Below are 16208 nucleotides of genomic sequence, written 5' to 3' on the forward strand. Positions count from 1 at the left end.
GAAACGATGAACAACGGCTGACAAGCAGATAAAAAAGACATTCATGATTTGAATAAAATCGTGAATGTCTTTTCTTATTGACTAGGGTTTTGTCCCAGCCTCTTTCATTTACTACCAATATGCGACTGTACGATTGACCATAGATTCCCGATACTGTGCTGTCGAAATAGGTAATACGCTATTTGACGTATAATCCATAATCACGCCATATTTGCGAATAACATCCATTTGATTAATTTCTCCCGCACGATATAAACGCGCTACTTCCTCTGGAGCTTCATTAAACCAATTTTTTCGATTATGACGAATATAGTCTCGCTCATTTTGTGTCGCTTCATAATTGATTTCAAATTGATCTAATTCACGATCAATTTCGTGAATAATTACGCCGTAATCTTTACGAGCTCGCTCGATTGATACATATTCATCAATTACATCTTCTAACACGGCATACATGTCGCGTTCAAGAGGATCGCCTAAGCCTCCACCACCTGCAGCGGGGCGTGTAAATGTATCGCCTTTTTGAAGTGATACATTTGAAAAGATGGTACCTAAAAATTGTTCTGAATCTTTACCAGGATTTAAAATCGCCCCTTGCGGAATAGATGGTAGGCCACCCATGATTCCCCATGTAATGGAACGTGAACGGTCGCAGCAATAAGACATTACCGTCCCCTCAATCTGTGTAAGTTCTCCACCTTTTTCAACGCCACACCCTCCGCGATATTTTCCGGGACCTGCTGAATCGGTAATGATTTCATGTTTCGTTGTTAAAACCGGGGATAAACGTTCCTGGCCTTCACATGGTTGTACACTTAAGCCCACTCCAAATACAGGCGAAGTGGTATTAGCGCCGTCGCGGTCAATACGTCCACCGTGTCCACCAGCCATCCAGTCATACCACATAAAATAGTCTCGTGCGCCATTACGTGTATCATAGCCACCAATGAGTAAATATTCTAAATTAAAGGAACAAGCTAAGGCACGTTCTGGCATAATATTAGACCATAATTCAAAACATGCATTCATAATCTTTTCAAAGGAACCTGAGCAATAACCAGAAACAGCAACGGGACTAGGTGCATTCACAACTGAATTTTCTGGTAAATGTGTTTTTACTACACGGTAGAACCCTGAATTTAGTGGAATTTCAGGGAAAAATGTCTTCGTACCAGCATACGTGCCCGATAAAGCTGAACCAAAACCAGCATTTAAGAAGCAACTGATGTACGGGTGGGAACCGGATAAATCGTATAAAATTTCATCGTCAGTAATCGTCATTTTTACACGAATTGGAATTAAACCATCGCCGATTTCTGGATCCATGTCGATATAATCTACTGTTTCCCACGTACCTTTTGGTAATGTTTTCACCTTTGCACGCGTCAAGCGTTCTACGTAATTTTGGACTTCACTAAATGCTTCAAGTACGGTCTCAACGCCATATTTACGAATCATTGCTTGTAGTTGTACTTCGCCAACTTTTGCAGCTTCAACTTGCGAACGTAAATCGCCTAAACGTTCCTCCGGTAGACGCATATTTTTCACAATAATGTTTACAACATCTTTTAAATAATGTCCTTTACTGAAGATACGTACTGGTGGGATACGCATTCCTTCGCCGTAATGCTCTTTCGCTGTCACATCAAATGAACCAGGGTTTGAACCACCCACATCAGCCCAGTGACCATTGGTTTGCATGAGTGCAATTAAACGTTGCTCGTGAAAAACCGGATAAATTACACGCGTATCGCTAAAATGTGTTCCCCCACGATAGGGATCATTAACAAGAAAGACATCGCCTGGGTGAATATCATCGCCGAAGTCTTCTAAGACGGCTTTTGCTGTTAAATGTAGTGTTCCAACATGCACTGAAATATCTTGCGTCCCTTGCATAATTGTATTCCCGTCCGCGTCACAAAGAGCGCAGCTAAAGTCACGATTATAAATAACAAATGAATAACACGTACGTAACATTTGTTCAGCCATTTGGTCCACTAAATTGACAAACCCATTTTTTAATACTTCAAATGTTACAGGATCTAATTTACGAGTTGTTTCCATTCAAACGCCTCCTCATTTAATAGTCTGTTGTGACAGAAATAATAATATTTTTATATGCATCTACTTTCGCTACAAATCCTGATGGAATGACGGTTGTTGTATCTAATTGATCCACAATTGCGGGACCCTCAATTACCGCACCAACTGGAATAAGCTCACGGTTATAAACAGTTGCTTCAGTGAAGGTATTATTAAAATAGACTGGACGAGTTTCCTTGATGGCAGCATCGAGTTTCCCTTCTACCTCATATGTTGGAAGTTCAGGTTTTGGTACTGTTCCAATTGCTGTTACACGTAAGCCGTAAATTTCTACGGGTTGGGTATCATCAGAAAAGGCAAATTCTCGCGCATGTTCTTTGTGGAATTCTTCTAAAATTGGCAACAGTGATTCAAAATTATCAGGAGCCGGAATAGCCAAAGAACGCCATTGCCCTTTATAACGTAAATCTACATAGTTCATTAATGTAGCGCTTTCCTCAGGAATACCTTCTTCTTCAAGCAACATGTTTGCTTCCTTTTTCATTTCAGCGAATTGTTCTAATAACTCTACTGCTGTTGCATCTGCTGCATTTTTAACATACGTTTTTGAAATATCATGACGGACATCTACGAGTAGACAGCCCATCGCAGCCGCAACACCTGGATGGGGCGGTACGATAACAATTGGGATATTCAAATCTTTTGCAAGTTCTGCACCATGAAGCGGTCCTGCGCCACCGAAAGCGACAAGTGCAAAATCACGTGGATCATAGCCTCGACGTACAGAAATCAACCGTACAGCATCACTCATATTAGCATTGGCTACTTCAATAATCGCGCTCGCCGCTTCTTCTAGTGAATAGTCAAAGTCTGTAGCAATTTTTTGAACCGCTGCATCAGCCTTATCTTTATCTAATGTCATTGAGCCATCTAATAATGTTGTACCTAGTCGACCTAGCACTAAGTTGGCATCAGAGTTTGTAGGTTCCGTACCACCACGGCTATAGCAGGCAGGTCCTGGCATTGCTCCTGCACTTTGTGGGCCATTTCGTAATGAACCACCTTCATCTTTCCAAGCAAGACTTCCACCACCTGCGCCAATTGTTAAGATTTCAATGCTCGGGAATCCAATTGGATAACCATATTCAATTGCCCAATCTTTTGTAATCCGAATTTCTCCATCATACATTAAAGAAATATCAGTGCTCGTACCACCCATATCCAACCCAATGGCATTCGTAAAGCCACATAATTTTGCGATATGTTTGCTCGCAATCGCTCCTGCTGCAATACCTGAACTTGCTAGCCTTGCCGCAAACTTTGGTACGGTGCTAGAAGTCATAACTCCACCACCTGAGTGTAGAACGAGAATATCTTCCTCATAACCACGATCCTTCATTTCAACTTCAAGTTTTTTAATATAACGACTCATAATGGGACCTAATACTGCATTTATAATGGTCGTACTCATACGTTCATGCTCAAACATTTCTGGTAATACGTCACTTGAGGTGCAAACATATACTCCTGGCATCTCTTCTTCAATAATTTTCTTCGCCTTGCATTCATTTTCACCATTCATGTATGAATTAATAAAACAAATAGCGACCGATTCGGTTTCACGACGCTTTAACTTACGCGCAAGAGTACGCATCTCCTCTTCATCCAATGCTTCTAAAATATGTCCTTCATAATCTACGCGTTCTGCTACTTCGAAGCGGTCTCGTCGCTTAATATATGGTTTTGCAGTGTCTTCATACATATCCCAAATATCTTCTTTTGTGCCGCGGCGAATTTCTGTTACATCACGAAACCCTTTTGTTGTCACAAGCGCTGTCTTAGGTAATTTACGTTCTATTAATGCGTTAGTGCCAACAGTAGTTCCATGAGAAAATACTTTAATGTCTTGTCCTTTTAGATTTGCCTTATCAATACCATCTAAAATTCCTTGTTCTGGATTTGCTGGCGTTGACGATGTTTTTGTGACAAATACTTCTCCTGTTTCCTCGTTAAATACAAAAACATCTGTAAATGTGCCACCTACATCAATTGCTAATCGACTTTGAACCATATACTTTCGCCTCTTTCCGCTTGAGTTGTTCTTGCCTAGGAAGTATCACATAGTCACCTTAAATTGGTGTACGCTTATTTATAATGCAAGAATAATGCCAAGTTTAAAAAGACTGAAAAATCAATCTTTTAAAAACTTTTCAATTCATAAATGAATCGTTTTTTGGAATTATTGATTCATTTATGAATTATTGATTCATTTTTAAATTATTTAAAAGAGCAAGAATTAGAAGTTTTTTCAAGAGTTCAATTCACTTCTATCATTCTTTTTAGAATTGTCACTATCTTTATTTTTTCTCGGATTGTTTTATCTACTTTTGGGTATAGATTGTAAAAGGGGGTTAAACGATGAGATTATATATTGCAATGTGGATTGGTTTTGGAGCGATGGTCATCGTTAATGCCCTCGCCAATTTATTGCCACTTAACGGGCAAACAACAGGTGAAATATCGAATAAAATCAATGTACTCTTTACACCAGCTGGCTATGTCTTTTCAATTTGGTCTTTAATATATGTTCTATTAATTGTCTGGCTGATTGTTATTTACAAGCGTGTAAAGCGTCGCGATTTTAATACAAAAGTTGGTGTTGCCTTTGTCGCAACTTGTGTATGGAATATCGCGTGGCTGATTTGCTGGCACTTCGAATTCTTTGGTACATCAATTATTTTCATGCTATTACTGCTTGTGACACTCATTTTCATCTATTTACAGTATAAAAATGATGAGCAAGGTTTTGGAAAGCGACTACCTTTTTCATTTTATCTAGCATGGATTTCAGTTGCGACAATCGCAAATATTAGCTTCGTTTTAAAATACAATGGTGTCTCACTTGGCATTAATGAAGTATTTGGCTCATTTGTGTTAGTTATCATTGCAGCGTTATTAACGATACTAGCCGTGAAAGTATCACGTGATTTATTCTTCCTATTAGTAACAACCTGGGCTTTAATCGGTGTTTCTGTTGCGAATGAGCAGGCACTGATGGCAACGGGTACAGGAATTGTTGTCGGTATTATGGTGCTCGTGTCACTATTCGTGTACGTTAAAGATCGGAATTAAAAAAACAGACAGCCAAAATGGTTGTCTGTTTTTTTTAGTTAAAGTGTAAAAAAGGCGGCAAGCGCAAATGTAATTAACACAATACCAGATGCATAATGAATGCCTTGAAATAATTTTTTGCCAATGAAGCGGCTTAGAGACGCAATGCCTGTACTTAATAGTAGCCATCAAATCGCGGAGCCAATAAAGACACCCAGTGCTAAAATGACACCACTATACTCAGCCGTCGTAATGCCAAGCCCTGCGAAGATTGCTAAAAAAGATAAAATCGTCACGGGGTTTGTAATCGTTAAAAATAAAGTAGAAAGGTACGCTTTTAACGGCGTTTTGCCACGACTTGCTTTTGCTGCTTCATGTGAAGGTTTCGCACGCAGCATTTGTACCCCAAGATAAAGTAAAAAGACGCCGCCAATAAGCTGTAGCCACATTGAAATGCCTGTTAAAAAATGAATAATAACCGTTAACCCAAGACCCGCAATAATCCCATAAATACCATCTGCTGTTGCGGCACCTAAGCCGGACACAAAGCCAATCCATTTCCCCTGCTCTAACGTACGTTTGATGCATAATATTCCAATAGGTCCTACTGGCGCAGCAATTGTCACGCCGATAATCACACCTTTTAAAAAAAGCCACATCATATCCGTCATGTATATTCACCATTTCTGTGTTTTCTATTATAAGTAAAAAATGTTGGAATTCAAATTTGTGTTAAAAGACATATGGCTATTTCGCCAAATTATATACAAAATGGTTTTTTAAGTTTTTTATATAGGCCGTATGTATTTAAAAATATTAATTATTTAGATTATGCATTTTTTTGTTATTTTAAAATAGATAAATACGCTTATTTTTAACTCCTTTAAATGAATAATTTTAAAAGTATCGTACGAAAAAGCACCTATTTATGGAGAATAAAACCAATGTCTTGAGCTAAAACAGCTCTTTATTAAATAGGATATTGCACACATTTGTTATGTTGGTATAATTCATATATCTTATGTGCGGAAGGTGTACAATATGTATTATGAAATAGATCAGAAATATGTAGAAATAATTGAAACAAATTTAACCATTGATATAAATGGGCTTTCAGTGCCTTACATAAAATTAACAGCGCGCGTCGACTACCCGAAGGCACGTTTCTTTGAAAAAGAAGATTCACCGCAAACAACACTTTACTTCGTTGAAAAGCCGGCTTCTGCTAATTGGTCGCCGCTTCTTTTAAAAATTCACCATGCTTTTTATAAAAATTATGAGGCGATGCAGCCAACAATTTGGAAACATGACACACAAACACTTGCCTTTATGACGCGTCCATTTTACAGCAAATGGGTAAACGAAGAGGAAATGATTGACCAGCATGAAGTGTATGAATTATTACTTAAAAGTCTATACATTCACATGCAACATTTAAGCACAAAAATGCGTAAATCACTCGATTATTTATTTTTAGATGCAGGCATTTACCCAATGATGCAGGAAATTGCCTTTTTACAATTAGATTTTGATGGCACAACCGATTTAAGCTACGGCGAATTTGTGCCGATTGTTCCACAAAAGAGTGAAGTTGAGCTTACTTATTTAGAGGATCGTACAATGGCGCGTTTCACCTTTTTAAATGAAATCGAAGTGTCTCGTAAATATGAGCGCCGTATTCGCGGCGTGATTCAAGCAGAAAATCGTGTGGTCCAGTACCCTTATGTGCGCCAGCATACACCGATGATTGAATTATCATTACGTCAATTACGTTTAAACGTTTTAAAATATTCTTATAAAAACTTAAATATCGAACGTGAATATCATTTATTTGCGCAATATGGCTTCTTCCATGCACTTGCGGGTTTCACTGATATTGTCTTTTTAGAAAATTTCACTGTATTAAGTGATACCGTACACAATGACTATACGACATTTGCGATTGAGGAAATGAAGCAATTCGTCTTTAATCAATTAAAAGCCCCTATTACTATTTTTGAAGCACCACAATATGAAAAAGGAAAGCTTGAAGCATTAGGCTTTACACATGTTCCGGAGACAAAATACTTCTACCTACGTGCTACAGAATATGCAGGCTTAAAGGTCGATCCAATCGAGCTACATGATAATGGTCAGGACATTACACGCTGCTTTGACTATGGTCCAACGACGGTGACAGAATTAAATCATTATATTTATGCAGATTAAATGTAATTAGTATTTTCTTTTTAAATACTCGCTGCCCATTTCCTATCCTAACATGAGATTTAACTAGTTATGTCATATATTATTAGTATACTGTTTTTTTGTAGATGGGGAGTTGAGTATGTATATCTTTTCATTCCATTATTAACGCAAGCCTTAAAGAAACAGCTTGGCCTTTAAAAAAAGCCCTCCAAATTTGGAAGGCCTTTTTTAATATGTTAATTTTGCTAATCGTGTATCAAAGCGCTCGCGCCAATCATCTGCAAGTGCATCGACCGCAATGATTTTTTTCATGCGTTCTACATCTTTCGCATGATGGAAGTATGTCTCATTCCCAAAGAGTACGGTTATATTCGCTGGGTCTTTTTGCAGTAACGTCATTTCTGAATCACTGTAGACGCTGCCTTCTTCTAGTACGCGGCATAAATAGCCCGTAAAGCCGGTCTCTACCATGCGCTTCATCATCTGTGGATTCCCTACACGACGATTGATTGTATTACAAGGAATGCGCCCCTGTGTCACCTGAATGATTGCATCCCCTAGCTGATAAATATCACCAATTGCGACATCTGCTTCAAGTGCCTCACGTACCGTAATATTTTCGCCAAATGCAGAGGGTGGTAATGTATCGCCGAATTCTTCCTGCCACTGCAAATAATGCTCATACGGATACACACAAACGGCACGGTCTAGGCCACCATGATGCTTTAAATCCGCTACACCATCGCCTGTAAAGCCATCCTTTGTTAAAAAAGCCTCTGTTACGGCCTCTTTACAAATGCCAGTCTCCATCGTTTTATCGCGCCCATAACTCATTTTTTTAGGCTTCCCAATTGAAAAATACGTTAATGCTGTCATCATACTCCCCCTTTGTTTATTTCATTGTATACAACGCGCTACAAAAAGAAAAGATGATTATGCTATACTGATGTTAACGTACATAAGGCTAGTTAACCCCGCGTAAATCACAAAATGTTAACAAAGGAGTTTTTCAAATGGCAGATAAAACAATGGGCTTCAAAATCACAGATGAAATGCATGAAAAAACGAAAAAAATCATCGAGGAAAGTGGCTATTCAGCAAAAGAATGGTTAGAAAAAGCAGTCGCCCTATACCAGGTTCAAACGATGAAGGATAAAGCGACGGAATTTACGCCAGATTTAGATGAGCTAGAACATCATACACAGCGTATTTATACATTAGTCGCAAATATGATCGAGCGCTCAGGCTATTTACGTGACCAGGCAATTGTTGATTCCACAGAGCTTGTGAAACAAAAAGACCGCACCATCGCAGACTTGCAAAAGCAAGTACAGGAAAAGGATGCGGCTGTGGAGTCGATGAACACACAGTATGATGAACTAAATGACGCCATCGCAGAGCTTGAAGCAAAAAATGCAGAGCTTGCCGGTACAATGGGCGACAAGCAGGCATTAATTGCGAGCTATAGTGAAAAAATCGTGAAGCTAGAGGAAGAAATTGCCTCTTATAAGGGCCTCCGCAATGACCTTGCATTAGCAAAGCAAGAGCATACAGCCTTAGTGACAGCACATAAAAAAGAATTGAAAGCGCAAGATAACGAGCTTCAAAAGGCATATCAGCTAAACCACGACTTAGAAAATCAATTACAGGCGATTGAAACATCTCATGCAAAAGATATTGAGCTTGTGCGTATGCAGGAATCTGCGGCGAAAAATAATGAGCTTGTCGCAATGAGCCGTGAGCATCAGCAAGAAATCAATCAGCTTCATGCAATGTATAATGAGCGCATTCAAGCGCTTTTAACAAAATCTGAGGAAGAAACTGAAAAATAGGTATATTTTACTTTTTCAACTTTATTTACTTTTTTTGAAAAAAATAAGGTTTACACTAAGCATATAGTGGTTATATTATAAGTGTACTTTTCATATTCTTCTCATTTGACCGCTTGCGTTTCGACGCAGGCGGCTTTTTTATTGTAAGCCGAGGCGTTTCATACGATATTGAAGACTTTGTCGGCTAAGGCCTAACTGTTTTGCGGCAAGCGTAATATGATGCTGTGTATCCGTTAATACTTTTTCTAAAATGACACGCTCTGCATCGAGTAATTGCTCCTTTAAGTTTTTTGACGAATCTTGCTCAAATGATGTAAACATCGCTTTTTGAAGTTTAGGAGCTTTCATCCGGAAATAATACGGCAAATGTACCTCATCAATAATTTGCTCGTATTCCATACTGTTCATGGCTGATTCAATCGCATGCTCAAGCTCACGCACATTCCCCGGCCAGTCATGCTGACGAAAATGCTCGCGGGCAGCGGGTGAAATCGATTGGACATTCATTTGCAGCAAATCATTGTATTTATGAATAAAGCTTTCTACTAATAAATCTAAATCATCCATGCGCTCTCGAAGCGGCGGAATCATTAGTGCGACAACTGCAAGACGATAATATAAATCTTTACGTAGCTTTTCCTGTACAATTAATTCAAATGGATCCTCATTAATGGTCGCAATCATGCGTACATCTACTGAAATCTCTTGTAAGCCGCCAATCCGGCGCACCTTTTTCTCTTGTAGTACGCGCAGTAGCTTGGCCTGTAGATGGATAGGTAATGAATTTAACTCATCTAACAATAACGTGCCGCCATTTGCCTGCTCAAATAAGCCTGGACGATCCTCTGCACCAGTAAATGCCCCTTTCGTTGTACCAAATAAAATACTCTCCATTAGCGTATCAGGCAACGCCGCACAGTTTTGTGCAATGAGTGGCTTATCGGAGCGATTGCTAGCATCATGGATGCTTTGCACAAATAATTCCTTTCCGGTTCCTGTTTCGCCAATTAATAGCACATTAGACGTTGTACGCGCCGCACGTTTTGCGAGCTCTATAACATCGAGAAGCCCACTATTTTCACCAATAATATCATCAAAATGGAAGGATGGCTTTAGTGCCTCTTTTTGATGTCGTAAAAGTCGCTCTATTTTCGTAACATCCGTCGCAATTTCCATAACGGCTGTTACCTCACCCGCTTCAACAATCGGATAGGTATTATTAACCGTCATAATTTTACGCCCGATATTATTAAAATATTGCTGCTTTACGTTTAGCACGGCTTCCCCGGTATGAAGTGCCGTTAGTAATGTACTTTCCTCATTTTCCTGAAACTGAAAGACATCATGAATATTTTTATCGAGCACTTCACTACGATTCATCGCCTCTAGCTCGGACATTTTATGATTGTATACAATGGTTTTGCCTGTCGCATCAATTATATGAACGCCTACATTCAAACAATCCATGGCATTGATTAATAATTTTTCCATTTTGTCACCTCTTTTCACTAGCATAGCAAAAAAAATTGGCGAAATGGGTAAAACGCCAAAAAATTTCTTAATTTTCTGGCTTATCATACAATAAAAAGCGTTTTATGATGCGGATTTGACGCTTAGTAGAAGTTGGCATGATTTTTGCATAGATAAAGTCGACACATACTTTTTTTAAAGGGGCGGATTGATTATGACAACAGCATCTTCATCGATTATGACAACAACTGAAAAATTAGGCGCACACAATTATCACCCACTGCCAATCGTGATTGAGCGTGGCGAAGGTGTTTGGGTATATGATCCGGAGGGCACGAAGTATATGGATATGCTATCGGCTTATTCGGCACTCAACCAAGGGCATCGTCACCCTAAAATTATTCAGGCACTTGTCGACCAAGCACAGAAGGTCACGTTAACATCACGTGCATTCCATAATGACCAATTGGCACCGTGGTATGAAAAGGTGACACAAATGACCGGAAAAAATATGGTGCTGCCGATGAATACAGGCGCCGAAGCGGTGGAGTCCGCAATTAAAGTGGCACGTCGCTGGGCATATGATGTCAAAGGTGTGGAAGCAGGGAAAGCAGAAATTATTGGCTGTATCGGCAATTTCCACGGTCGTACAATGGGTGCCTTATCCCTCTCATCTGAGGAGGAGTATAAGCGAGGCTTTGGGCCAATGTTAGAAGGGTTTAAGGTCGTGCCTTACGGGGACGCAGTGGCACTCGAGCAAGCGATTACGCCAAATACGGCGGCGTTTATCGTTGAACCCATTCAAGGGGAAGCGGGCATTATTATGCCACCAAAAGGCTATTTAAAAGCAGTAGAAGCAATTTGTCGCAAACATCAAGTATTATTCATTTGTGATGAAATCCAAACAGGCCTTGCGCGTACAGGGAAATTATTCGCTTATGAATGGGAGGATGTCATGCCGGATATGCTTATTTTAGGAAAAGCATTAGGCGGCGGTGTGATGCCAATCTCTGCGGTCGTGGCGAATAAGGATATTTTAGGCGTCTTAAATCCTGGCTCACACGGCTCAACATTTGGCGGCAATCCACTAGCTTGTGCAGTATCCACTGCTTCTCTTGAAGTCATTGAAGAGGAAAACCTTGTACAGCGTTCGCTTGAGCTTGGGCAGTACTTTAAAGAGCAACTTGAAACAATCAACCATGTAGCTATTAAGGAAATTCGTGGCACAGGGCTCTTTATTGGTATTGAGCTACACACAGATGCGCGTCCTTACTGCGAGGCACTGATGAAAAAGGGCTTATTATGTAAGGAAACGCATGCAACCGTTATCCGCTTTGCTCCACCTCTTGTGATTTCAAAAGAAGAGCTAGACTGGGCGCTTGAGCAGATTAAAACGCTCTTTAATTAATTAACAAAATACCCCCAGAAGTTAGATGCCTTGTATGTTCGCTTCATGGTACACTTACATGCAGGGGGGATTTTATGAGAAATTACACAACGAAGGCGTTGTTTTGGTTATGGCTTCTTATCATCTATGTACTCGTTTTCGTGGGTGCTTATTTTTATAACACGATGGCTAAAGCACCGAATGTGCCACTTTTAATCGGTGTCATCGCCCTTTTCAGTCTTATTTTTATTCCGGTGTATTTGGCGATTTGGCGTTCCATTGAAAAACGTGAGGCACGAAAAGCAGCTAAGCAACATTTACGATTTTAAAAAAGATAGCTCTCTTCTAAAAAAAGAGATGCTATCTTTTTTGATTGGTCGCAAGTTTCTTGCAACCTCGCTCTAATTAGTCAACAATAAGGGGTAGGGGGTATAAAATGAACACCATTTTACTTGTTGACGACGAACATCCTATTACCGATGTTTTACAAACGTATTTTGAAAAATTACCAGCGCATGTAGTTATAGCGCATACAGGAAGTCAGGCATTAGATTTACTTGAAAAACATGTTGTTGATTTAGTTATTTTAGATTTAATGCTGCCCGACATGCGTGGTGAAGATATTTGTCTCTATCTAAAGCTAGAAACATCGATTCCGGTCATTATGCTTACCGCAAAAATTAGCATTGAAGATAAGCTCAATGGATTTCATATTGGAGCTGACGATTACGTAATTAAACCTTTTCATCCAAAAGAAATCGTAGCACGTGCAAAAAGGCTTTTACCGAAATCAGCGAATCTTCAAGTAGGTGCAATTAATTATGAAGCAACAGCACGACTGCTTACCTTACCGGATGAAGCCGTTACGTTGACAGAGAATGAAGGGAAAATTATGACATTACTACTTGAGAATCCAACGAAAGTATTTAGTCGTTATGAAATGATTGAAAATTTATTTAGTGAAGAGACAGACCCACGGGTTATTGATCAGCATATAAAAAATATTCGGAAGAAAATAAACTACCCACTCATTCAAACTGTTTTTGGTATTGGGTATAAATTAGAAGAAGTGAGTCATCTCTCATGAAACTTGTAGTGAAAATAACGATTCTGTTGACTCTTTTCACATTTTCTACGCTAATAATCAGTATGTATATCTTATTACATAAAGCACATAAGCATTTTCAAATGCTCGATTCTAGTCAAAATGACGCACTCCTCGCCCATTTTGATATGGCTTTACGAGAAACAGCTAGTTGGACATTACTCATTCTTTTCGTAGTAATTAGCATTGCGAGTTTTTTATTAGCGCGAATGATTATTAAGCCAATGCACATTCTTCAAGCTTTTGCGCTTAAGCTCGTCAAAGGAGAAAGATATGTCTCCTTACCTTCTATGCCAAATGATGCAATCGGACAATTGGGGTGTTCCCTACAGACACTCGATAAAACACTCGCTCAGTATGAGCAATCACGAAATGAAATGACTCAAAATCTGGCACATGAAATACGGAATCCATTGGCTACTTTAAAAAGTCAATTAAGTGCTTTTGAAGATGGTCTTTGGGAAGTAACACCAGCACGTTTATCGAATTGTACAGCGGAGTTAGATCGATTGATTGGTCTTGTAGCAGAGCTCGATCAATTAAATGTGATTAATGATCCAAAATTCACTATTGAGCGAAAAAACCAATTCATTGCACCAATTATCGAAAAAACGGCGATGCTTTATGCGCCGATTTGTTTATCAAAAAAAATGGAGTTAGCGATTGATGTAGCACCTCATTTAAAGGGCTTCGTCGATGAAAAACGACTTACACAAATTTTACAAAATATTTTTGAAAATGCCATTCACGCTGTCGAATCAGATGGACGTATTCAGTGTTATGCAAAGGAAAATGGGCAATCTCTTTGTATTATTATCGCAGATACAGGTGGTGGCTCACCTACTCCTGAAAAGCTATTTACGCGCTATGTTAGTAGTACATCCTCTTCTAATAAAGGGTTAGGACTAACGATTACAAAAGCATTAGTAGAAGCCCATCAAGGAACCATTATGATGAAAAATAATGATATAGGTGGCATGACTTGTCAAATTGATCTCCCTCGCCATTCTTCATAAGTTCTACATAAGTTCTTTTTATAATGAAACAAAAGAAAGGATGAGAATACATGAAAAAATGGATTATGACAACAGCTATCATTGGAGTAATAAGTCTGAGTGCATGTGGACAAGCTGATACGACGGAAGAACAGCCAAAACAGCAACATGATATGAATCATGAATCGATGAATCATTCGTCAAGTGAAGGAGCACCGGATGCTGTTAAAAAAGAAAAGAATCCTAAATTTTCAGTAGGTAGTAAGGTAACCATGGAGGCCCATCATATGCCTGGTATGGACGGACAACAAGCGACTGTCTCAGGTGCGTACGACACTACGGTATATAGCGTGACTTACACGCCGACTACGGGTAAAAAAGAACCTGTCAAAAACCATAAATGGGTCATTCATGAAGAAATCAAGAAAGCCTCCCCTACTTCGTATAAAAAGGGTGACAAAGTAACTCTAACTGCTGACCATATGGAAGGAATGGCCGGTGCTAGAGCGACAATTGATTCCGCTAAAAAAACGACCGTTTATATGGTCGATTATAAAGATGCAGATGGACAAATGATTAAAAATCATAAATGGGTAACAGAAGATGAATTACGAGCTGCTCACTAAAATTAAAGGGTTGGAATTGATTATTCCAATCCTTTTACTTTGTACGGATAGGGAGAAATTTTTAGATAAAGCATCATACTTATTATTGATACGATAAATAGCGTTGTTCCTGCTAGTATAGGAGAGGATACGAAAAAAATAAGAGGCGCCAATATTCGACCAATCGTATATTGCATGTTAGAAGCACCCATATATTGGCCACGCATCGCTTCTGGTGCATGCCTACTAACAAAATGATTGATGACAGGTGCACGAACAATTTCACCCATCGTGAATGCCACAATGAGTACAATGAGTAGCACAAGATTGGTTGTCATACTCATAAGAAATAAACTACCACCGTTTAGTAGGCAGGATAAAATAAACACATCTCGGTCCCGCCAATTTTTAAGTAAGCGTGTTGTCGGTAAAATAAGCACCACAAACATCAGGCCGTTAATGCCTAAAAGAAGGCCTAGAATAGAGCGACTATCTAAATGCCACTGTGCCGGTACTTCATCAACGATGTATTTAGCGATAAATAAGTCGAGCTGCATAATGGTAAAAATCGATAGTACACCAGCTAAAATATAGAGAAAAAATACGCGGTCTTGCACAATCAGGCGATAATTGCCGGCCTTTTCTAGGAGGCTACGTGTGATTTTTTTAGCGGGCTTTTTTCCTGGTAAGGTCTCGGTCATTTCAATAAAAATAATGAGTAGATACACACTTAAAATAAGCGTACAGGCCCATAATAAAGGTGTGCGATAAGAGAAAAATAACGTGGCTCCGATTACCGGGCCCAGTACCGCACCAATATTTTTGACGGTAATAAAGGTCGCAAATACGTGCTTGCGCTCTTCGTCCGGCACTAAATCGGCAACCATCGCATCACTCGCGGGGCTATAAAGGGCACCGCCAATGCCAATCAATACATAGGCGACATAATCAAGCCAGTTTTCCGTTGATAACGCAAATAATGCAAACATCACGGCCTGAATACTAGCACCAATAAGCATCGTTGTTCGTCGCCCAAGTGTGTCGGCAATAACCCCACCGATCAATTGGCCGAATAGCTGCACAAACGGTGGAATCATCATCAATATACTTGCTAGCTGTACGCCAAATTGACTGCTAAAATAAATGGCCATATACGGGAAATACATCCAGTAGCATAGGTTAAATAACCCTTCTCCCACAAGACGAATTTTCAAATTTTTATTCCATTTCATGCGCTTTCCCCTCACTGTATCGTCTACTATACCGAGCTTTTCTAGTAAAAAATAGACTTATATTTTACAATCAGGTATACTAAAAATAATAGAAATCGAATAATACGTAATTTATTTAAACTGCGGCAAAAATAGAACAAACGTTCCGAAAGGGCGTTTTTTTATTTTCAAAAAAACATTGCACAATGTATTTTTTTCTAGTAATATGAAACACAATTCAATGATTCGACAAATTCGATGA

Annotated in this window: 14 protein-coding genes and 1 other annotated feature (1 of these 15 running past the window's edge); of the genes, 8 read left to right on the top strand and 6 right to left on the bottom strand. The window is 39.2% G+C overall.

What is annotated here, in order from left to right; translation table 11 throughout:
* Positions 1–111 precede the first annotated feature (111 nt).
* On the bottom strand, positions 112–2064 hold the full coding sequence (locus tag ACFSY7_RS00425) for a hydantoinase B/oxoprolinase family protein (RefSeq protein WP_380146431.1): 1953 nt from the start codon (positions 2062–2064) through the stop codon (positions 112–114).
* Between the two features lie 16 nt (positions 2065–2080).
* Positions 2081–4114, bottom strand: a complete 2034-nt coding sequence (locus ACFSY7_RS00430) for a hydantoinase/oxoprolinase family protein (RefSeq protein ID WP_126991359.1) — start codon at positions 4112–4114, stop codon at positions 2081–2083.
* A 347-nt stretch (positions 4115–4461) separates the two neighbouring features.
* On the opposite strand from ACFSY7_RS00430, the gene ACFSY7_RS00435 reads away from it, so the two are divergent.
* Positions 4462–5175 (top strand): TspO/MBR family protein, encoded by a 714-nt coding sequence (locus ACFSY7_RS00435; RefSeq protein ID WP_126989454.1) that lies wholly within the window; start codon positions 4462–4464, stop codon positions 5173–5175.
* A 167-nt stretch (positions 5176–5342) separates the two neighbouring features.
* Here the strand turns inward: ACFSY7_RS00435 and ACFSY7_RS00440 are convergent, their stop codons facing one another.
* Complete coding sequence (locus ACFSY7_RS00440) at positions 5343–5825, bottom strand: LysE family translocator (RefSeq protein ID WP_380146432.1); 483 nt, start codon at positions 5823–5825, stop codon at positions 5343–5345.
* 370 nt (positions 5826–6195) lie between these two features.
* On the opposite strand from ACFSY7_RS00440, the gene ACFSY7_RS00445 reads away from it, so the two are divergent.
* Entirely contained in the window at positions 6196–7362 is a 1167-nt protein-coding gene (locus ACFSY7_RS00445; RefSeq protein ID WP_380146433.1) for a hypothetical protein, read from the top strand.
* Between the two features lie 207 nt (positions 7363–7569).
* On the opposite strand, the gene ACFSY7_RS00450 is transcribed toward ACFSY7_RS00445, so the two are convergent.
* Entirely contained in the window at positions 7570–8220 is a 651-nt protein-coding gene (locus ACFSY7_RS00450; protein WP_139994004.1) for an MOSC domain-containing protein, read from the bottom strand.
* Positions 8221–8354: 134 nt separating this feature from the next.
* Here ACFSY7_RS00450 and ACFSY7_RS00455 point away from each other — a divergent pair, with 134 nt between their 5' ends.
* Entirely contained in the window at positions 8355–9173 is an 819-nt protein-coding gene (locus ACFSY7_RS00455) for a hypothetical protein (RefSeq protein WP_380146434.1), read from the top strand.
* A gap of 138 nt (positions 9174–9311) precedes the next feature.
* Here the strand turns inward: ACFSY7_RS00455 and ACFSY7_RS00460 are convergent, their stop codons facing one another.
* Complete coding sequence (locus tag ACFSY7_RS00460) at positions 9312–10664, bottom strand: sigma-54 interaction domain-containing protein (RefSeq protein ID WP_139994003.1); 1353 nt, start codon at positions 10662–10664, stop codon at positions 9312–9314.
* 193 nt (positions 10665–10857) lie between these two features.
* Between ACFSY7_RS00460 and ACFSY7_RS00465 the strand changes: the two genes are divergently transcribed.
* The 5 genes from ACFSY7_RS00465 to ACFSY7_RS00485 all read left to right on the top strand — a co-directional run bounded on the left by ACFSY7_RS00465 (position 10858) and on the right by ACFSY7_RS00485 (position 14756).
* Positions 10858–12051, top strand: a complete 1194-nt coding sequence (locus tag ACFSY7_RS00465; RefSeq protein ID WP_380146435.1) for an ornithine--oxo-acid transaminase — start codon at positions 10858–10860, stop codon at positions 12049–12051.
* A gap of 74 nt (positions 12052–12125) precedes the next feature.
* Positions 12126–12359, top strand: coding sequence for a hypothetical protein (locus ACFSY7_RS00470; protein ID WP_126989448.1), 234 nt, complete (start codon positions 12126–12128; stop codon positions 12357–12359).
* Positions 12360–12466: 107 nt separating this feature from the next.
* A complete protein-coding gene (locus tag ACFSY7_RS00475; protein WP_380146436.1) occupies positions 12467–13117 on the top strand; it encodes a response regulator transcription factor in 651 nt (216 codons plus the stop codon).
* 62 nt (positions 13118–13179) lie between these two features.
* Complete coding sequence (locus ACFSY7_RS00480; protein WP_380146437.1) at positions 13180–14151, top strand: HAMP domain-containing sensor histidine kinase; 972 nt, start codon at positions 13180–13182, stop codon at positions 14149–14151.
* Between the two features lie 50 nt (positions 14152–14201).
* A complete protein-coding gene (locus ACFSY7_RS00485) occupies positions 14202–14756 on the top strand; it encodes a YdhK family protein (protein WP_380146438.1) in 555 nt (184 codons plus the stop codon).
* 20 nt (positions 14757–14776) lie between these two features.
* On the opposite strand, the gene ACFSY7_RS00490 is transcribed toward ACFSY7_RS00485, so the two are convergent.
* Entirely contained in the window at positions 14777–15967 is a 1191-nt protein-coding gene (locus ACFSY7_RS00490) for an MDR family MFS transporter (protein WP_380146439.1), read from the bottom strand.
* Between the two features lie 228 nt (positions 15968–16195).
* Positions 16196–16208: a binding site (T-box leader), on the top strand; it runs 201 nt beyond the window's last position.

Origin of the sequence: Kurthia populi, assembly GCF_042686175.1 — a bacterium.
Taxonomy (GTDB): Bacteria; Bacillota; Bacilli; order Bacillales_A; family Planococcaceae; genus Kurthia; species Kurthia populi.